This is a genomic window from Chitinophaga sp. G7 BAM 1005 (assembly GCF_057126945.1).
Genome location: NZ_CP181478.1, coordinates 2,711,574 through 2,731,834, shown reverse-complemented (window position 1 = coordinate 2,731,834; position 20,261 = coordinate 2,711,574). Strand labels below are relative to the sequence as shown.

Genomic DNA, 20,261 nt, shown 5'->3' with positions numbered 1-20,261 from the left:
CAGTATGAAACACAAAATATATATCTCTTTCATCGCTCTGGTGGCCGTGGTGTTATTTTCCTGTAAGAAGGAATATACCATCGGCGGCAGTTTGCATGATCCGCATGTAAACATGACCACTTACGATTACCTGAAAACAAATCCGCTTTTTGATACGGTTGTGCTCATGATCGATAAAACAGGTTTGAAGGAAGAAGTAAATGCTACCGGCACTTTCTTTGCCATCACGGATTATGACCTCACCAACTACATCAGTTTACGGCAGGAGCTGGAACGCACGCGGAGAGTGGATCCTAACTATATCTTTACTTTCGACTCACTGGATTTTGGCGTAATGAGAGATTCCCTGCGGGCATATCTCTTCAAAGACCTCATTCCTCTGGACAAGGCTACCAAAACCGGGAAGTTATATAAAGCAAACGATGGGGAACTGCGCCTGGTTCAAGGCATTCCCAGTACGGATTATACAGATGGAAGTGTGTTTACACAATACCCGGTATACCTGTACCTGACCAAGCTGATTGCAAAACCCGGCTATCCTGTTCCTGTAACGGATGCCGACCTTGCTAACACTATACCGGAGCAATACCTGCAAACACGCTGTCAGACTACCGGCATACTCACCACCAACGGAATATTGCATGTGCTGAATAACAATCACACGTTCACCTATTTCGCGGATACGTTTAACTGAGTTTTCACCCTTACGCAATGATCATGAAAAGAAATATAAAAATATTCGGCGCCGTGGTGATGGCTGTTTCGGCAGCTATGTACGGTTGCTCCAAAGTGGAAAACGGTTTTCTCAGCAACCAGATTCGTTATATCGATAACCCGATTAAAATAAAACGGGGACAGATACAATCCACCAACCCCGTTAGTAACGATGGCTCCAGTGCACCGGTAGTATACAAGCTCCTGGATATCCGCGATGCAGAAAAACACACCCATGCCGACTCTGTATTTACCAATTATGAGCGCTATGAATGGATCGGGAAATTTGATCCGGAAAAAGATACCACGGTGGAGTTGCTGAATACAAAAAGACAAAAAGTAAATACCCCCTGCTTTGAATTCAATGAGCATACCGGCGCCTTTACTTTTTACGGTACGTCCATCAAAGTGCCACTGGGTACCTACGAATTTGATATCCAGGCTTCCAATCAGAACGGCAGCAAAGAGTATAAAAACATTGCCACCTTTACCCTGATAGATGAGCCCCCCTACCACGTAGGTGACGGCGGCGCTGCCTGGTTTAAAGACGGCACCGATGCCAATGGCGATCTGGGCGTGCCCACTGTTACCATCAGGAAGATTTCTGATGAAGGCACCAATATTATCCTGAAGATCGCGGATCAGAACGGCCGCTATTTTAACCCGGCCAAAGGAGAGATTATCCGGAGAGGCGACCGCAGCGACTTCCAGACCTATGCACAGTTCCATCCGTTGGAGAGAACAGATACCAGCATGGTCTGCAACTTTGAAACCACCCCATTCCCTTTATTACAAAGTGCTTACGGATACCTGATCTACTATCGTATTCCCAGCCAGTTTGTAACAGTGGATCCGGGGTATGCACCCACCAACGAAAAGATCTATAACGTAAACCCAAGGTTCCAGTTCCAGATCTTCCAGGAGGGTACTTATGAAGTAGTTGTTAAAATAAAACATGTGAACAGAATTATTTAGCAACGATAGAAAGATGAATGAAGTAAGAAGGCCTTTCCGGTAATGCGGGAAGGCTTTCTTATGTAAGGAAAGGATACGCTCCCACCAGCTTCCAGGGGCCCTTTAAATACCGCCACACCTGTATCCCCGTGGCAGTTACCTCAAAAGGACGGAAGTTCGCCATTAGTTGTTCATGCGCCTGTTGCGCTTTAAAAGCCGTTACCTGGTTCATGATGGTGATATGCGGCCGTAACGGCTGCCGGTCGCGCGGGATGAGCCAGGGCGCCCAATGGGTTTGCAACGCTTCATGTAACGCCTGTAATTCCGCAGACATCAACGTATAGGCGATGCCGTTGGTATACCGTTGTACTTCATTTACCTGCACTATAAAAGGAGGCCGCGCAACCATCGTAGCCAGGGAAGTAATGATCTGTGGCTCGTCCGCCGGCAGGCGGTAAAATAAAGTAAGATGTGCAGCTACCTCGTTGGCATGAGCAGGATAATACTGCCGGCGCATCCGGTTAAAGAATGCGGCGTCATCGGGCTGAAGCTGCAGGGTAACGATGAAAGATGCCATATCAGATGCGAAGATAACAATGCAGCGCCGGTTTACAGCCACTAAAAAAGAAAAAAAGACCGCCCCATAAAGAGACGGTCTTTCTTTTGTCTTCATCATTGTTACCGGCTCACTAGACCAGTAAACTTTTTATTGCACCATTACTACTGCACACCCCAGCTCTTGTTAGGTTTGGGGCCCATGAACAGTTCCAGCGTTCCGCCATCGGTTAACTGCTGATGCGTAAACGCAGGTTTGTTCAACGGTTTACCGTTGAACTTTGCCTGCTGAATATATTTATTTACCACGGAGCTGTTGTGCGCTATCACGGTAAACTGTTTTTTGTTGGGCAATGCGATGCTTACATTTTCAAACACCGGGCTGCCAATAGTATACTCCGGGATACCGGGTGTTACCGGGTAGAAGCCCATAGAAGAAAATACTACGAAGGCAGACATACCGCCGCCGTCTTCATCGCCGGGAATACCAAAGATGTTATCCTTAAACCAGGTATCCAGCAGGAAGCGGATACGTTGCTGCGTTTTCCACGGAGCGCCGGTGTAGTTGTATAAGTAAGGAATATGAAAACTGGGTTCATTCCCCATAGAGTATTGCCCTACGAGACCAGTGGCATCCGGGAACTTGCTCCAGAAAGCATAGCGCGACATGTCCAGCGGTTCACGGAACAGCTGATCCAGTCTTTTTTCAAAAGCATCTTTACCACCCATCAGGCTGATGAGGCCGGGAATATCCTGCTGCACCTGCCAGAGGTATGTCCAGCCGTTGTTTTCATCATAGAAATCACGACCGCCGATACCGCCGTCATATTTTACGTTGATGTCGATCCATTCTCCATTACTATCTTTTGGCAGGAAAAACTGTTTATCGGCGTTCCAGAGATTTTTATAATTCTTCGCTCTTGGTGCAAACAAACGCTGGTCATCTTTCTTATTCAGATCGCCTGCCAGTTCAGACAATGCCCAGTCGTCGTAGCTACCGCCTAAGGTAACGGCTACCGCCTGTCTTTTTTCAAAAGGATGCACTGCAGGTTCGGTTTCCTTTTCGCCGATGCGCAGTGCAGGGAAATAGCCCTTGTTGTGATACACATCATCGAGCGCTGTTTTAGGGCCGTTGCGCCACGGAAGCATGGTAGCTTCTGTTGCGTTTTTCCGCATACCTTCATAGGCTTTCTCAATATCGAAATTTTTCAGTCCCTTCCGGTGTGCGTCCAGCATTACTACAGAAGAATGGAATCCGTTCATACAGGCATGATCGCCAAACAGCACGGGGAAGGTAGGTAACCAGCCGCTTTGCTCGTACATGTGTACAAATGATTGCAGCATATCTTCTTCCTTTGCAGGGTTGAGGATCATTCTCAGCGGATGCAGCGCCAGGTAGGTATCCCAGGTCCAGTCATCCACATAAAAAGGGCGACTGTCTTTATGGACCTGTTTATCATAGCCACTGTAATATTGTCCGTCTTCCGTAATATCCACGGCTCTTTCATAGCAACGGTACAAAGCGGTATAAAAAGAGCGTTGTTGCGCCGGCGTACCACCTTTTACTTTAACCTGGTTCATTACATCTGCCCAGGCTTTTTTTCCATTGGCAGCTACGGCGTCAAAATCTTTCTTACTGATTTCTTCTTCATAACTTTTCTTTGCCTGTTCCTGGCTGATGTAGCTGATAGCATATTTAAAAGTAACTTCCTTTGTAGCAGCAGGGAAACTGATAAATGCCCTGATTCCTTTACCAGCAATATTTTTATGGTTGCTCAACTGTCCCTGTTCCACTACTCCGGGCGCACCTGCTTCACTGAAAACGCCGTACAGGTATACTTTTACATAGCCGTTGTAGGTTTCCATACCGGTGATGACCTTGTTGGGCAGGAAGCTGTAAACCGCTTCACCATCGTTGTAGGTACCAAACAACAGGGATTTTTCTTTACCGGCGGGAAAAAGGAAACGGTAGTAACCTGCTTTTTTGCCGGCAGTAAATTCCACGTTTACTTCTTCATCCAGCAGCCAGGTGGAGTAATACCAGGGACGGTTCGTTTCCAGGTTATGGTCATATGCCATGCGGGTTTTCCAATCGTTTTCCGACAGCTTGCCGGTGGCGGGTTTCACGGAAAATACCTGCCCGAGCCGGTGGGATACCACGTTCAGGGGGAAGTCGGAGATCTGGTCGTCCATAAAATCTTTCCGTTGCGGTGTAAACCGGATCAGCTGATTCGGCAACTGCACGGTGGGCCGGGTGGGTTCCAGCAGCTGCCCTACGTTTCCTATGGTAGGGTCAATCAGGTCGATGGGTTGCTTTGCTCCGGGGATCGTATCATACACCGCAGCGTGTGCGCGGCCGGATAAGCATACAAAAGGCGTCAGCAACAGAAGGCTGTACAGCTTCCAGTTTGTTTTTTTCATTCACTAAAATTTATACGCAGGGAGAATTCCTCATTGGTCACAGAACGAATTAACAAAATAGTTTAATCATGCACAAGGCATGATTAAACTATTTACGGGTCAAATCAAAAACTACTTAGTATGTTGGGTTTTGTGTCCATCCCGGGCTCAGGTTCAGATCCCTGAAAGGAATCGGCGCGATGTATTTAGGACCCGGGTTAGCAACAGCAGCAGGATTCAACGGAAGATCCTTGAACTCATTCGGATCGCGGCGTGCAATTACTTTTGGCAGCAACTGCAAACGAACGATATCAAACCAGCGTTGCCCGAATTCACCGGCAAACTCATATTTGCGTTCATTCACTACGGAGTCGCGGAAAGCCACCGCAGTTAAACCTTTTACGATGTTAGGCAAACCGGCTCGGCGTCTTACCCTGTTCAGCGCTTCGTAAGCTTCATCAGAAACGGTGTTGGCCGCCATTGCAGAAGCTTCTGCGTAGGTAAGCAATGTTTCTGCAAAACGAACAATATCGGTGGTTTTGTTGGTACTGGCGTTAAAGCTTACTACCTGGGTAGGCGTTTCAACAATACCATCGCCGGCGCCATAACGGAATTTGTTATAGTAAGGATGGTGCGTAGCTGTTCTCGGATCATCCCAGCTTACTACGCCGATCTTATTACTCTTAATTTGTGTATGGAATGTTTGATCGGTACGTTTACAAACCGGTGCATCCCTGAAGTAGTTGATTTCAGGGAAGAAGTCATCCCAGCCGCCTTCATCATCAGGAATACAGGTAGCGCCAAAGGAGCGGTTAGGCAATTGACCGCCTACATTGTATTGCAGTCCGAATACAGATTCAATATTATTGTTGGTTTTAAATACATCCAGATAGTCAGGCATCAGGTCGTATTTCCCTGCATCCATTACGGCCTTTGCTTCCGTAGCGGCCAGCGCATAGTTGGAATTCTGGTTAACAGGCCAGCCTGCCATTGTGAGGTATACATTTGCCAGCACGGCTCTTGCAGCCAATGCGCCGGGTCTGCCTACATTTACGCCGGTCCATTTGTCGGGCAGCATTTCAGCCGCTTTTTTCAGATCGGCGACGATCAGTTCGTATACTTTTGCGGGTTCTTCCCTGGGCGGTGTTACGGTGATATCTGCCGGACCGGTAACAATAGGCAATGCGCCAAATGTTCTTACGAGATAAAAATAACACAGCCCCCGGAGAAAGTATGCCTGCCCGCCGGAATAGGTACGTTGCTGAATGGCGTCGTTGGTAGTGGCGGCTACTTTTTCAAAATTGGTGATCACGTTGTTGGCCTGGTAGATGGTATTCCACGGTCCTTCCCATTCGCTTCTCATACTGGCGTTGGTGGTGGTACCCTGGAGCCGGTCAAATTCCCGCGAATCGGCTTTGTTGGAAGCGGGGTGCGTGGTTAAGTCATCAGAACCGAAATAGCTGGTCATTTTACTGGTAAAACCCCATGCGCCATCTATGGCAAGCGCCCTGAAAGCAGCCGTTACGGCGCCGTCCAGTTCACTTTGGGTATTAAAATAATTGCCCGGGGTGAGTGTTGCTCTTGGATCTTCCGTCAGCTTCACGCAGGATGATACGCCGATCATGGCTGCAATCGCTAAAGGGAGGAAATATTTTTTGTTCATAATAGTAATTTTTTAGAAAAACAGAATCCTTACTTATACACTATTTCAATTATAAACCAAGTCTTAAACCAATCGTATAGGTTTTGGGGTTAGGTATGGTACCTGTTTCCAGTCCTTGTGTGATGGCATTGGTAGCATTGGTTACTTCCGGATCGTAGCCAGGGTAATTGGTGATGGTCCAGATATTCTGGGCGCTGATATAAACATCCAGGCTGCGTGCATGAATCCTTCCCAGCAGTGATTCCGGAATGGTATAAGTGAGGGAGATATTTTTCAGTTTGATATAGCTGGCGTCGTATACATAACGGCTGCTTTTGATTTCGTTCTGGTTGCCGTAGGTAGGAACGTCTGTCTGTTTTTCAGGCGTCCACATATCGAGGAGCTGCGCATTGGTGGCATCGCGTGCATCTCCCAGTCCGCCCATCGTATACGCCTGGGTGAAGGAATACATCTGGTTGCCGTGAGTGCCCTGGAACATCACGTTCAGGCTCCAGTTTTTATAAGAGAAATCATTGATGAAACCGAAATAGTATTTAGGCATACCGTTACCAATAGTGGTAAGATCGCCGCCGGAGAGTTTATGATCGCCATCGAGGTCAGCATATTTTGTATCTCCCGGTTTCTTGCCATATAAAGCGGCTTCTGTTTTCTCTTCACTTTTCCAGGTACCCAGGTATTTGTAACCATAGAAGGTACCCAGCGGTTCGCCTACTTTAATAATAGATACGCCCTGTTGTGCAGAGCCGATACCATTTACGATGATATTGTCCTGACCTCCCAGATCCAATACTTCGTTCCTGTTGAAGGAGATATTGAAGTTACTGGTCCATTTGAAATCTTTTCCAACAACGGGCATACCGCCTACGCTGAATTCCAGGCCTGTATTCCTTACGCTGCCGATATTACGCTGGAAGCTGCCGCCGCCATAATAGAAAGGATTGTCGGTGGCGTACAGCAGGTCGGATACTTTTTTATTATAGGCATCCGCGGTGAAGGTTAAGCGGCCACGCCAGAATTCCATATCCAGCCCCACATCATAGGTAGTGTTCTTCTCCCATTGAAGCATGGTAGATACCGGTGTTCCCAGCGGTGTGTTTACGCTCGACGTACTACCGTCGAAGTAGTATGGCAGTGCTGTACCGATCTGGGCAATGGTAGAATAGGAAGGAACGGCCTGGTTACCTGTTTGACCATAGCTGGCGCGGATCTTCAGGCCGGTTACCACTTTTGAGTTGGCCATGAATCCTTCTTTGTCTACCGCCCATCCCAACGCAACTGCCGGGAAAGTGGAGTACTTCTCTACCAGGTGGGAAGATCCATCTGTACGAACAGAAACAGTTAACAGGTACTTATCTTTAAAGGCGTAGTTCACCCTTCCCATATAGGAAATGAGGGCATCTGCCCAGTAGCCGCTGCTGGTGGACTGTGTTTTACCTAATCCCAGGTTCCAGTAGCCGAGGCTGTAGGTAGATAACTGGTTGGCCTGTGCAATGGTGCTGGTATTAGTTTTGGAAGCCTGTTCCACCAACGCGGTAACGGTGAGTGAGTGATCACCGAAACGATTATTATACGTCAGGAAGTTAGAGTTCTGCCAGCTTCTGTACCGGTTGTTTTCCATTTTCGCATAGTCGTTACCGTTAAAGGCCTCGTTGGTTCCCGGAGGGAAAACAGATTGCGTTTGCTGGTTTTGCAGCTCGTAACTGTTATTGGAAGTAAAGGTGAGGTGATCGATGATCCGGTAGGTAAAAACGCCGGTAGCGGTTAAGTTGGAAGTTTTTCCATCTACTGAACGGCTCATGATATTTTGTACCGGGTTTTTAGCCAGGGAGGCGAAGTTAGACTGGCTGATATAATCACCCTCCGCATTTCTCACGGGGCTGGTGGGATCCCACATACTGGACTGGGAGAACGGATCGGTGATATCACCGGAGAAATCTGTGTTGTGCGATTCCGGCAGCAGACCGGTAATATTTACTTTCAGGTCCATTTTCCTGTTCAGCTTAATATCCACGTTGGCGCGCAGTGTATTTCTTTTATAGCCGGAGTTAATCAGCAGTCCTGGCTGATCAAGATGATTATAGGAGAAATAGTACTTTACATTTTCAGAACCACCGGATACGCCAACCTGGTAATTTTGTGTTAATGGTTTGCGGGTCAGCTCATCCTGCCAGTCGGTGCCGCCGGGATTTTTCTGAAGCTCTGCGAGTTGTGCATCGGTAAACGGATGGCCTGTTCCGGCAACATCTCCTTTTTTATTTACCTGCTGTGCAAATTCGTAGGCGTTCATCAGGTTTAATTTTTTTGGCAAAGACGCTTTGCTTATCCAGGCGCTTGCATCTACGCGGGGCTTCCCTGATTTACCGGTTTTGGTGGTTACCATTACCACGCCGTTAGATCCGCGGGAACCGTAGATGGCGGTGGCAGAAGCATCTTTCAGAATTTCCATGCTTTCAATGTCGCCGGGTGCAATCGACTCCAGGTTGCCGCCAATGTAACCATCGATTACATACAACGGATCATTGCCGCCGGTGATGGAGCTGGCGCCACGAATCCTTACACTGATCCCTCTGCCAGGTTGACCACTGTTACTTTGCACCGTTACGCCGGAGGTAGTACCCTGTAAAGCCTGTTCTACTCTTACCAAAGGACGTTTGGCAATTTCCACGGCTTTCACGGAGCTGGTAGCGCCGGTCACGTCGCTCTTTTTCTGTGTACCATATCCCACTACCACAATATCATTCAGGGATCTGGCATCCGTTTTTAATGTAATGGACAAGTCGCCACCGGTTACTGCCACCTCCTGTGTGAGGTAGCCGATATAGGAAATTACCAGTACCGGGGAAGCTGTTTCGCTGGTGGCAATCTGGAATTCGCCCTGTGCATTGGTAGGACTTGAAATGTTGGTACCTTTTACTCTAACGGTTGCTCCGGGTAGTGGTTGGCCGGTTTCATCCAGCACTTTACCCTTTGTCAACTGCTTTTGTGCATAGGCCTGCAGCAGGCCCGATGCGAGGAGCATCAGCAATAGTAATCTTTTCATAACGCGAACGATATTTCGATTGATAAGAAAATAATGAATGCAAGTAAGCATCACCGGCCTAACAGCAGCGCTAATAATGAACTAACTGCCGTATTAATGTGCTGTTTTTTTTAATTTTCTTTGATGAGAAGAAGATCTTAATCCCTTTCAAAGGATTTAAACAATCCTGGTGGCAACACAGGCTGGTAACGGCGATCAAAAACATAATTACCCATTACCAGGTAATCCATTTCCGTTCGCATAAAAGCAAACCATGCATCTTCCGGCGTATTTACTACCGGCTCTCCCCTTATATTAAAAGAGGTGTTGATCAACACACTGCAACCTGTTAGTTTTTTAAAACAATTAATAAGTTGCCAGAGCTTTGGATGAAGCGTATCGTGTACGGTTTGTACCCTCGCAGAATAATCGAGGTGTGTAACCGCGGGGATAGCAGCGCGTTGCTGATGCAACCGTTCATATATGGAGGCGGTAGTATCCGCAGGGGTGTTTGTGCGCAGCGCTTCTTTTAGCGTGGTGGTAAATAACATATAAGGAGAAGCAGTGGCATCATTAAAATAATGGTGCGCATCTTCTGCCAGGACGGCGGGTGCAAAGGGACGAAAGCTCTCGCGGAACTTTATTTTCGCGTTCAGTTGCTGTTGCATGGCTGCCTGCCGCGGATCCGCAAGGATACTCCGGTTGCCGAGGGCACGCGGACCAAACTCCATCCGGTCCTGGTACCAGCCCACCACCTTTCCGTTGGCCAGGTGCTCACTCACTTCCTGCGTGAGTACATCAAAGTCCGGTTGATGAACAGCTACCGCTGCATAGCGGGTCAGCAGCTTCCGGATATCAGCGTCGCCATAAGCGGGGCCGAGAAATGTACCCTGCATCCCATCATCTCCCGGAAAAAAGATACGCGCCTGTTCCATACCTACATGATAAGCAGCATATGCAGCGCCTAATGCGCCGCCGGCATCACCGGCTGCAGGTTGTATCCAGATATCCTTAAAAATACCGGCGGCTTTTATTTTATGATTCGCCACACAATTGAGCGCCACACCGCCCGCCATCACCAGGTGATGACTCTTCGTAATTTCTTTTGCCGTGCGTGCCAGCGCTACTACAATTTCTTCTGTAACCTGTTGAATAGCCAGCGCCAGGTTCATATGCTCCTGCGTGATGGCTGATTCCGGCTCGCGGCGGGAAAAACCAAACAGCGCTTCCCATAATGGGGTGGCCGTCATTTTCAGCCCCGTGGCAAATTCAAAATAATCCATGTTCAGCAGGATGGAACCATCGTTTCGTATATCCACCAACGTTGCCAGGATCTTTTCCCGGAACGCAACGGTTTGCGGGGCATCGGGCAGGCCGTAAGGCGATAGTCCCATTAATTTATACTCGCCGCTGTTTACTTTAAACCCCAGGAAATAAGTAAAGGCGGCATATAATAAACCGGGAGAATGTGGAAAGCGCAGTTCCCTTAAAATTTTGATGTCATTATTGACGCCATAACAAATAGTAGTGGTAGCCCACTCCCCCACACCATCCACCGTAAGAATGGCCGCCGACTCAAAAGGCGACGGATAAAAAGCGCTGGCAGCATGGGATAAATGATGTTCGGGAAAATACAACGGCACTTTCACGGTAGCTCCCAGTGCCCGGAACTGTTGACGGAGCATTTTCTTCATAAACACTTTTTCCTTCATCCACACCGGCATGGCCGTGATAAAGCTGCGCCAGCCGCGCGGTGCAAAGGCATGGTAAGTTTCCAGCAACCGTTCAAATTTCAGCAGCGGTTTGTCATAAAACGCCACGGCTGTCAGCTCATCAAAAGAGATCCCCGCTTCCGACAATACATATTTAATGGCCTGCGCCGGGAAAGAAGCATCCTGCTTTATGCGCGTAAAACGTTCTTCCTGTGCAGCCGCAACAATGCGCCCGTCGATGATCAGCGCGGCGGCGCTGTCGTGATAAAATGCGGATATGCCCAGGATAATTTTCGTCAACACAATTAAAATATGGCATAAATAAAAGGCGCCAGCGCTGAAGCACTGGTCAATGCTACCAGCGATGCCAGCAACAACAACACGATGATCAGCGGAAGCAACCAGAACTTCTTACGTGTTCTTAAAAAGTAAAGCAGTTCATGCAGAAATTCCATGACGTAAAATTATAGTCGTTTTAAAATGTGTGTCGCAAATCCTCTCTCGTATATACATGATTACGTATATCCATCACCGATGTCTTCTCTTTTTTGAACCTGCGCAGCTGTAAAGCATCTTTGCCCCGCCACTTCCGCCATATACCCACGGGCACTACCACCAGTATAAAAACAAGGGTAAGGAGTATGCGTATGTTTACTTCTCCCAAAACTTTTGCTAACCCAAACCAGGCCACGGCCAGCGGATAAAGAAGCCGGGGCACCAGCATTGTGATGAGCAGCACCGGTATCGCAACGGCCACCAGCGTGAAATCACGGAAATACAACGCCGCAACCAATAGCACCGTGGCTGCCACCTGCCCAAATTCTATGCATTGCTGCCGGGTAATGTTGGTAATGCCTTTCCACATGACTATACTTTTTTCAGTTGACGTTGCATCGTACGTGCATCCCGGTTACCCGGTGAGGCGTGCAGTACTTTTTCTACGTATAGTACGGCGCCATCTTTATTTCCCATCCGGTAGTACAATCCGGCGATCCGGTTAAGCACGTCTATATTTGCCGGCTCCCTTGCCGCCTTTGTTTGCAGCTCCAGGATCTGCAACAGGCAATCTTTTACGGGCAGCAGGTTTAAACGGCGCGCGTTATGATCGATGGCGTAATTCAGATAAGGCAATGCCCCGGTAGCATTGTCCTGTTTCAGGTAAAGCACAAAAAGCATTCTGGCCACCTCAAATGAGGGCGACATGCCAAATACTTTTTTAAAGTAGAAGATGGCTTCTGTCGTATTATCCAGCTTGCCATAGTAGTTACCGGCTTCTTCATAGTAGCCTGCTTCGGTGGGATGCTCCTGTACCCATGCCGCTACGATGGTAGCGGCGTTGGCAAAATCGCCGTTCTGATTATAGGCGTTATAGAGTTGTTGCAACGCTGCGGCCCAGGATGTTTTCCTGAAAGCAACTTCATAAGCAAGCTGTTCTTCTGCACTGGAAATCAGCATGGTATCGGAAGCATGCGTTTTACTAAAAGGCCAGCTTCTTTTAAGATTGGCGATCTTATAGGCGCCGGATAAGCTATCGATTACGGTAACGGGCATTGTTTGCTGCAGCTGTGCAAAGCTCATTTCTGTTTCACGCGGCGCCTTGAAAAGTCCCTGTGCTTTCATGGTATTATAAAACACATCCGACAACAGCGCATAGCCTTTCAGGTTAGGATGCACATGTTCCAGGATCAGATCATTACCGATAATATGGCCGGCGCTGGCGGTTTCAAAAGCGGCATTGGCATCTACCAGGTGGGCATTTTTATATTTGCTGCATAGTTCCAGCATCACGTTATTCAGTTTGGAGGGCGCGCGGAAACGAAGCGCATCAAGGTCTCTTGCTTTATCGAAATACGTTTTGGCAGCGGTGCTGTCGCCGTTGTGCAGGGTTAATAATCCCAGGTAGTAGTTGCAGCCGGCGTGCGCGTTATAGCTGCTGTCCGCGGTCATGAAATACTGCAATGCCGTGGCCGAATCTCCTTTGGTAATGGCCTGCTCACCCTGCCGGTATGCGGTGTTGAAGCCGGGATACTTTATGCTGTCGGGTGATACACTGATAAAAGGGAACAGGTCTTTTTCAGTGGATACCAGGTTGCTGATGAACACCGGAACGTTTGCCTCATCCAGTATACGCAACGTGTTATCCATGTTGGTGGTGAACTGGGCAATGCCTCTTTCGTACATCGCTGATCCGAAAGGGATTTGTTGTGCGGCCACCATCATTTCCATGCGGGTTTTGCCCGCGCCTCCGGGGCTGGCGGGTTTCAACGTGGAAATTTTATGGAGTGCATTGGCCATCAGCTGGGTGATCCGGAATTCCCGGAGCTTCAGCACCAGGTGGATAAGGAAAGGGCTGCCAGCCACTTTGTCGGTGCTGCCTGTGCCCAGGCAACCATAATACTCATTATGACCGGTGTAAATAAGTACTGCATCCGGCTGATACGGCAATAATTCTTTTGTAAAACCTTCTACTGTATAGGAATTAACGCCTGTTAGTGAAAGATTAATGATCTCCAGGTGCTTCTCCGGGCAGGAATGCATGAGGCGGTATTGCAGCCAGCGGTGAAAAGAGCCGTTATGAAAATAGGGATACCCGATAGTAGTGGATTCGCCCAATACGAAGATCCGGAGTGTCCCTGAGTCTTTTACTTTCTTAAATAATTCACTATTGCCTTTGGTGGCGATTTCCGTGTTGGAAAAATACTTCAGGGAGGCTGCGGGGTTAAGCTGGTAATAATTATTGTTTTGGGGAGATGTAATAAACAGTTCCAGGTTGTGGCCGTAATTAAATAACCGCAGTCCTGCTTCCACTCCACCGATAATTAAAAAGGGAAAAAGAATGCTGATGATTTTAATCACCAGCATTCTTCTTTTTTGTAATAAAGCGGCCTGAGTGCCATAGTCGTGGAACCTTGTCTTATTCATTTCAATGCAATTTATGCGGGGGGCCTTAACAGCAGCACTAATAATGCACTAACTGCGCGAAAAAATGCGGAGGATCGCCTTCGGCGATTGTAAATTGTCTTGGTTCAGGATTAAGATGATTAACCGTGATTACGCTGATTTGATTATGTTTTGATTTTCTATGATTAATAATAATTAAGAGAGATCTCTGTTTTGACTTTTAATGATTAATAATAATTAAGGGAGATAAAAGCTAATATATCCGCTTATATCTTCTTTAATCCTTTATAAAATCATAAAAAATCAAAACATAATCAAATCAGCGTAATCACGGTTAATCATCTTAATCCTGAACCAAGACAATTTACAATCGCCGAAGGCGATCCTCCGCTACTTATCCCCGGAGTAGGCTGTGAAGGACTGCGGAAACTCCTCCCCGTACATGTGGAGGTATTCCTTTGCAAATTTGTTGAAGGCGGTTTTGGCAAGAGAATGACGGCCCAGTGATACGAGACTGCTGCATTTCATACGGAGTGCTTCTTCATTGATGGGATCAAAAAGGAAGATGCTGTCGGCAATTTCAATGAGGAGTTCCGGATCTGATTTGAACTGGTTGGCTGCCTCGGTAAGGATATCGAGGGCTGCACCGGAGATTTCGGACTGGATGTCGTCCAGCCAGGTGTAATTGGTGTCGGGCAGGAAGGAGCCTCTATGAAGGATCTTCAGCAAATCGCGTACAGGTTGCTTTTGCAGCGGGCGTGGCGAATGCAGCAGCTGCTGGAACCCGGCCAGATCCATATCGATATCGGCGATCGAGTATTGGAGACTCCAGCGGTCGGCCTCTTTTACGAAGGCGCAGGCGCCCAGCTTATCGAGTATGGCTTTCAGCTTCACCATATTTACGGAGCGGTTGTTCTGCGCTTCCTTGCTGGACTTATCGCGCCACAAGGTAGCATAGAGCCGGTCGGATGAAATCCCTTTTCCTGAGCGGATGGTGTTAATGGCTATCAGCAGGAATAGTTCTTTGAGCAGCGGCGTAAAGAATTTGGTGATATCCTGCCCTTCTTTGTCCAGTACTTCAAACGGACCAAAGAAATAGATGCTTCCTTTTTTCTCTGCAATGATCTCTTCCGGTGCGGTTTCATCGGTGGCGGTTTCGGGTATTACCACTGGCAGCGGAGAAAGCGGTGTAACCAGGGCCGGCGGCACGGCAGCTGCCGGTGGAGGTGTTGTTTTTTTACGGCGTTGCAGGAACAGGAAGAGGCCGATACCCGCTACCGGGATAAGCAGCAGCAGCAGGTACCCGGCGGAGAATTTCGTGAGACCGGAATTATCGGCCACTATTGCATCTGGTGGGAACTCGAGGGTGTATACCTTTACTTCCGTGATATTGTCTTTGGAAGTATACAAGGTAACGGCCACCAGTTTTTTGCTATCGCGGCAATAGTAGAGGTCCGCGAACGACTTGATATCATGAAAGGAATACGGGATGGTATTGGCCAGCGGCTTTAACCGTGGCGCTTTCAGAGAGCCTTCCACCAGCTGGAGGGTGGTATTAAATTTATCATCAGGGAAGATGAGAGCGTAATAGTTTTGCGTGTCGGGATCTATCACCAGGCTGTTGGCAAAGCAGAACTGCACGGGGGGATCTTCCAGCTGGAACACCTTGTGAAAGGAATGATCTTTCACATAAAAGGCCATGAGGTCGTAGTAATGACGGGGATTTACTACCTGGTTGCCGCTGTTGCTGCCGTAGCCCCCTAAAATATAGGCCGTGTCGCCATTACCGGTAGCGCCAACGGCAGCGAGGTACCGGGGCGTGAGCCTTTCGCCGGTGGTGGGTACAGAGTCCCATCTTTTATTGGCAAAATGATAGCGCTGTACGGTATTCTTATATTGCATTTGTCCGTATCCGCAGAGGATATAGAGAGCTGAATCCGGGTGGGAAATAAATTTATTGGCCTGCCAGTAAACGGTGAGCAGGTCTGGTGTGTAGCTGATATCCCATTTCCGGGTAAGGGAATCGTAGGACCCTGCTTTTTGCTGATCTATATAAAAGTTAAAGAGTTTATGGAGAAACGGGTTGTACACCGATTGGTTCCCCGGCATCAGGCTATCGAGGCGCTGAGCCAGCCGGGTCCCCTGTTGCTGTTCATTTTTAAATGAGATATTATAGAGCGAATCGGAAGATACAATGTAGAGGACTTCTTTCTCCCGGTCGAAAGCCACGCTGGGAGTACCGTTTATTTCCCAGCTCCGGAGCAGGCTCCAGTTGCGGTGCTTCGGGCCTATCCAGTTGGCGTTGCGGATCACGGCGGTTTTACCTTCCTGCTGGTCGGTAGCTTTGCTGCCGTCGTTTTCAGAGAGCGGCCAGTTGTACCTGGTATGCCCGCCTTCTTTCACCACGATGTTACGGAGGTTCATGGGCGGGATATCCACTGTTTGAAAACCTTCGTAGGTATTGGCGCCAAAGAACACGCGGGTACATGCCGGGTTGCCCAGTTTTGCAGGACCTTTGGCAATAAATTTATTATTCACCGAGATAGCGGCTTCATTGCGCTCCAGGTCGAAATGAATAGTGATATGCGTCCACCCGCCAAAGAGGGCGATGGAGTCGATGGCAAATGCACGGGAGAAACTTTCCCCGATGAGGAAGTTAAAGGTTCTTTCTTTCTGGTTATATACCAGGTCTATATTCTGGTTATTGGCGGCGATGATCCTTAATACGTATCCGAAATAGGTTTCTTTATAGGGAAGGAAGTTCAGATCGAATGATATTTCTCCGTTTTTTTTAAAACACAGCGGACCGGATGAAGTTAAGTTCAGCGTTGTTCTTCTTTCCTGCACCACTTCATGACTAGAAAAGCGTAATCCATAGGATTGAGCATAACCAGCATTTGTAATCAGATGAACAGATAAAAACAGTAAAAGGATAAATTTCCACATACTCCGCTAAAAAACTAAAATAACTGATTGTCTAATATTTGTTGATCTAAAGCCACGTGGAATATACAAATAATAAACAAATTAGTGCTTTTTTATAGCCTAATAATCAATGACAAATGTAAAATGTACACGCTAAGCTGGCCACCGGTAACTGTCAGTTGCCGGTTATTTTAAATATTGGATTACTAATACTTCCCATTCTTCTTCCTGTGTACCAGGGGGCCTGGTTGCTCCCGCCCGGCGATACCAGTAATCAGCGTTTCCCTGATCTCCTTCTACCCGGTGCAGATAGGCATGTACCCTCGCAGCATCGGCTCCCGGCAGGTCGTCTACCAGGTCGTGCGCCTTCTTCCAGTTACCTTTCCCTTCGTACCAAAGGGATTCAAGGTATACCGACATATTTTTGGGTGGATGCGCATCCTGTAAAGATTGCTTAAATTCGTTCAGATCCATCTTTTCAATTTACCAGCCTGAATAATGTGGGCCTCAAATATACGGAAGCAGCACACAAAATGACAACTTCCCTTTCTCTTCTGATATTAAATTAGCCAATATTCCCCGATCTTTAAAACGATATGGCTATCCCATATTATTTCCTTTCATCCATCTCTGAGAAAAAAAATACAATATTCTTTTATTTTGTGCCCTGTTAATCAAATCTATAATCACCTTACATGAGTGAACAATTCAAGTTATGCACGCGGAAACTCCCGGCCCTGTTTATTGTCGGATTAACATTAATTATGCAGGGATGCGGCGACCATCCTACCAAAAGCAAAGCTGCCAAAGCCCCGGAAGACAACCGTTTTACCAAAACCATTCTTTCCAACGACCTCAATGAGCCGATGGAACTGGCCGTAGCTGGTAATGGCAGCGTATATTTTATTGAACGCAGCGGTAAATTGTATCACTACGACCCTGCCACCCAGGCCACCAAAGTCGTATATACGTTCCCGGTACTTCCCGACACAAAGGAAGGATTTGGTAACGGGCTACTGGGTGTTACCCTGGACCCGGGCTTCGACAAAAATCATTATATCTACTTTTACTACACACCCAACAAACTCCCGGCAGTGCAACAGGTATCCCGTTTTACGCTGGAAGGCAAAGACTCCCTGATCATAGCTTCCGAGAAAGTATTACTGACCATCCCGCTGGAACTGGAAGTGAGCGCGCATACCGGCGGCTCGCTCGACTGGGACCGCAACGGCAACCTCTTCATTTCCACCGGCGACAATACCGTGCCTTTTGCCTCCAACGGATATGCACCGATAGATACAATTCCCGGCCGCATCACCTTTGACGCAGAACGCTCCGCCGGTAACACCAACGACCTCCGCGGAAAAGTACTGCGTATCCATCCGGAACCAGATGGCAGCTACACCGTGCCCGCGGGCAACCTCTTTCCCAAAGGCACGGCCGGCGCCCGCGCCGAGATATACGCAATGGGCTGCCGTAACCCCTACCGCATGTCGGTAGACACCGCCACCGGTATCGTTTACTGGGGGGAAGTAGGTCCGGATGCCGGCGAAGACAGCGACCAGGGACCACGCGGATATGATGAAATCAACCAGGCTAAAAAACCAGGCAACTTCGGATGGCCATTTGTAGTAGGCGATAATAAAGTATACCCGCAATATGATTTTGCCACCAAAACCATTGGCGCTCCTTTTAAAGCAGATGCCCCGGTAAATAATTCACCCAATAACACCGGGCTGAAAGTATTACCACCAGCGCAAAAAGCAATGATCTGGTATCCGTACGACTCATCCACAGTGTTCCCCCAACTGGGCAACGGCGGCCGCTGTGCAATGGCCGGCCCCGTATTCCATTATAATGAAGCTACCGCTTCTCCCACCGGTTTACCCGCATGGTATGATAACGCATTATTTATTTACGACTGGATGCGTAACTGGGTATATGCCGTGCGACTGGACAGTCAGCAGAACTTTAAATCGATGGAACCCTTCATGAAAACCAACGGCGACTTCAGACGCCCGGTAGACATGGCCATCGGGAAAGGCGGCGACCTGTACATACTGGAATATGGCTCTGTATATGGTATCGACAACGACGATGCGCGACTGGTACGTATTTCGTACAACGGCGGCAACCGGGCGCCGGTAGCAGCTATTACCACTGTGGATACCGCAGGTACCGCACCCATGAAGGTAAACTTCAGCAGCAAAGAGAGCTATGATTTTGACGAAGGACAGACACTGAAATACGAATGGAACTTTGGCGATGAAACAGCTGCAGTAACAGATTCCGCACCGGTGCATACCTATGAAAAGAACGGCGTGTACCATGCCATCCTGAAAATAACGGATCCGGAAGGCGCCAGCAACACCGATACCCTCACCATCCGCGTAGGTAACACCATACCGGAAGTAAAGATCAGCACCACCGATAACACTACTTTCTATTTTGATAACAGCCCGCTGCATTATACCGTTACGGTTACTGACAAGGAAGATCCGGCTATCAACAACGAACAACTGATGATCGGCCTGCATTACATTCCGCGCAGCAAAGCGAAAGCCGGGAAAGGACACCAGCTTATCACCACTGTACCGGCACATCCGGGTAAGTTGCTGATGGAAAGCAGCGACTGCAAGGCTTGTCACCAGGTAGATAAAGCTTCCGTAGGCCCCGCCTTTACACAGGTAGCGAAACGTTATGAGAAAGATCCAAAAGCGCCGGCCTATCTTGCTGGCAAAATCATCAAAGGCGGCGGTGGCGTTTGGGGAGAACACTCAATGGCGGCACACCCGCAGCTGTCAGTGGATGAAGCCGGACAAATTGTAAAATACATCCTCACGCTGGGCACACCACAGGCGGGAGGTAGCCTGCCTGCTTCCGGCGCCGTAGCGATGAAAGATCACCTCGGCAAAGAAAAATATGGTACTTATGTACTGGCAGCCACCTATACAGATGGCGGCGGCAACGCCTCCCCACTCAGCGGCAGCGGACTGTTACAACTTCGCTCCCTCCGCGTACAGGCGGAAGATGCGGACTCCGTTAACAACATAAACCGTTCAGCTGAACACCTGGGAGCCATTCATAATAAATCGTTCTTTGTATTCAGGAACATCGATCTGAAAGGCATCCACAAAGTAACCTACCGTTATTCGTCGCTCGACAAAGATGCGGTGCTGGAAATTCATACCGGCAGCGTTAACGGTCCGGTGATCAGCAGGCTGGCATACAAGGCCACCGGCAGCTGGGAGAAATTTATAGAAGTAACCGCACCGGTGGAGATGCCCGCCGGTAAAAATGATCTCTACTTTGTGTTCAGTAAAGATCAGCAACCAGACCAGCATTTGTTTACGCTGGACTGGCTCGAGTTTAGGCCGTAACTGATTTTATTCTTTTATTGTTGAAATATCGCCTATGG

The 20,261-nt window shown here is 48.3% G+C and carries 13 protein-coding genes; 3 read left to right on the top strand and 10 right to left on the bottom strand.

The features are described from left to right. The first annotated feature begins 4 nt into the window (after positions 1–4). Complete coding sequence (locus ACMXI2_RS10790) at positions 5–694, top strand: hypothetical protein (protein WP_483781601.1); 690 nt, start codon at positions 5–7, stop codon at positions 692–694. Positions 695–717: 23 nt separating this feature from the next. Continuing rightward, positions 718–1,689 (top strand): DUF5007 domain-containing protein, encoded by a 972-nt coding sequence (locus tag ACMXI2_RS10785; RefSeq protein WP_483781600.1) that lies wholly within the window; start codon positions 718–720, stop codon positions 1,687–1,689. Positions 1,690–1,747: 58 nt separating this feature from the next. On the opposite strand, the gene ACMXI2_RS10780 is transcribed toward ACMXI2_RS10785, so the two are convergent. From ACMXI2_RS10780 to ACMXI2_RS10735, 10 genes are all read right to left on the bottom strand, one after another. After that, positions 1,748–2,245, bottom strand: a complete 498-nt coding sequence (locus ACMXI2_RS10780; protein ID WP_483781599.1) for a 2'-5' RNA ligase family protein — start codon at positions 2,243–2,245, stop codon at positions 1,748–1,750. A 143-nt stretch (positions 2,246–2,388) separates the two neighbouring features. Then, the gene (locus tag ACMXI2_RS10775) at positions 2,389–4,644 is read right to left on the bottom strand and encodes a GH92 family glycosyl hydrolase (RefSeq protein WP_483781598.1); all 2,256 of its coding nucleotides are present in this window, start codon (positions 4,642–4,644) and stop codon (positions 2,389–2,391) included. Between the two features lie 115 nt (positions 4,645–4,759). Then, positions 4,760–6,286, bottom strand: a complete 1,527-nt coding sequence (locus ACMXI2_RS10770; protein WP_483781597.1) for a RagB/SusD family nutrient uptake outer membrane protein — start codon at positions 6,284–6,286, stop codon at positions 4,760–4,762. Between the two features lie 49 nt (positions 6,287–6,335). Further along, positions 6,336–9,326 (bottom strand): SusC/RagA family TonB-linked outer membrane protein, encoded by a 2,991-nt coding sequence (locus ACMXI2_RS10765; RefSeq protein ID WP_483781596.1) that lies wholly within the window; start codon positions 9,324–9,326, stop codon positions 6,336–6,338. A gap of 137 nt (positions 9,327–9,463) precedes the next feature. Further along, positions 9,464–11,320 (bottom strand): carbamoyltransferase family protein, encoded by a 1,857-nt coding sequence (locus ACMXI2_RS10760; protein WP_483781595.1) that lies wholly within the window; start codon positions 11,318–11,320, stop codon positions 9,464–9,466. A gap of 2 nt (positions 11,321–11,322) precedes the next feature. After that, positions 11,323–11,472, bottom strand: coding sequence for a DUF5989 family protein (locus ACMXI2_RS10755; protein ID WP_168771530.1), 150 nt, complete (start codon positions 11,470–11,472; stop codon positions 11,323–11,325). Positions 11,473–11,492: 20 nt separating this feature from the next. Next, a complete protein-coding gene (locus tag ACMXI2_RS10750) occupies positions 11,493–11,882 on the bottom strand; it encodes an SxtJ family membrane protein (RefSeq protein ID WP_483781594.1) in 390 nt (129 codons plus the stop codon). A 2-nt stretch (positions 11,883–11,884) separates the two neighbouring features. Further along, on the bottom strand, positions 11,885–13,939 hold the full coding sequence (locus ACMXI2_RS10745; RefSeq protein WP_483781593.1) for a hypothetical protein: 2,055 nt from the start codon (positions 13,937–13,939) through the stop codon (positions 11,885–11,887). Positions 13,940–14,308: 369 nt separating this feature from the next. Then, entirely contained in the window at positions 14,309–16,864 is a 2,556-nt protein-coding gene (locus tag ACMXI2_RS10740) for an AfsR/SARP family transcriptional regulator (protein WP_483781592.1), read from the bottom strand. Between the two features lie 165 nt (positions 16,865–17,029). Then, positions 17,030–17,317, bottom strand: a complete 288-nt coding sequence (locus ACMXI2_RS10735) for a hypothetical protein (RefSeq protein ID WP_483781591.1) — start codon at positions 17,315–17,317, stop codon at positions 17,030–17,032. 221 nt (positions 17,318–17,538) lie between these two features. Between ACMXI2_RS10735 and ACMXI2_RS10730 the strand changes: the two genes are divergently transcribed. Beyond that, positions 17,539–20,223 carry a PQQ-dependent sugar dehydrogenase gene (locus ACMXI2_RS10730; protein ID WP_483781590.1) on the top strand — a complete coding sequence of 895 codons (2,685 nt, stop codon included), beginning with the start codon at positions 17,539–17,541 and terminating at the stop codon, positions 20,221–20,223. Positions 20,224–20,261 lie beyond the last annotated feature (38 nt).

Coding starts and splice junctions, on each gene's coding strand:
- ACMXI2_RS10735 (WP_483781591.1), bottom strand. CDS start 17,317: ATGGATCTGAACGAATTTAAGCAATCTTTACAGGATGCGCATCCACCC.
- ACMXI2_RS10785 (WP_483781600.1), top strand. CDS start 718: ATGAAAAGAAATATAAAAATATTCGGCGCCGTGGTGATGGCTGTTTCG.
- ACMXI2_RS10740 (WP_483781592.1), bottom strand. CDS start 16,864: ATGTGGAAATTTATCCTTTTACTGTTTTTATCTGTTCATCTGATTACA.
- ACMXI2_RS10750 (WP_483781594.1), bottom strand. CDS start 11,882: ATGTGGAAAGGCATTACCAACATTACCCGGCAGCAATGCATAGAATTT.
- ACMXI2_RS10775 (WP_483781598.1), bottom strand. CDS start 4,644: ATGAAAAAAACAAACTGGAAGCTGTACAGCCTTCTGTTGCTGACGCCT.
- ACMXI2_RS10765 (WP_483781596.1), bottom strand. CDS start 9,326: ATGAAAAGATTACTATTGCTGATGCTCCTCGCATCGGGCCTGCTGCAG.
- ACMXI2_RS10770 (WP_483781597.1), bottom strand. CDS start 6,286: ATGAACAAAAAATATTTCCTCCCTTTAGCGATTGCAGCCATGATCGGC.
- ACMXI2_RS10790 (WP_483781601.1), top strand. CDS start 5: ATGAAACACAAAATATATATCTCTTTCATCGCTCTGGTGGCCGTGGTG.
- ACMXI2_RS10780 (WP_483781599.1), bottom strand. CDS start 2,245: ATGGCATCTTTCATCGTTACCCTGCAGCTTCAGCCCGATGACGCCGCA.
- ACMXI2_RS10745 (WP_483781593.1), bottom strand. CDS start 13,939: ATGAATAAGACAAGGTTCCACGACTATGGCACTCAGGCCGCTTTATTA.
- ACMXI2_RS10755 (WP_168771530.1), bottom strand. CDS start 11,472: ATGGAATTTCTGCATGAACTGCTTTACTTTTTAAGAACACGTAAGAAG.
- ACMXI2_RS10730 (WP_483781590.1), top strand. CDS start 17,539: ATGAGTGAACAATTCAAGTTATGCACGCGGAAACTCCCGGCCCTGTTT.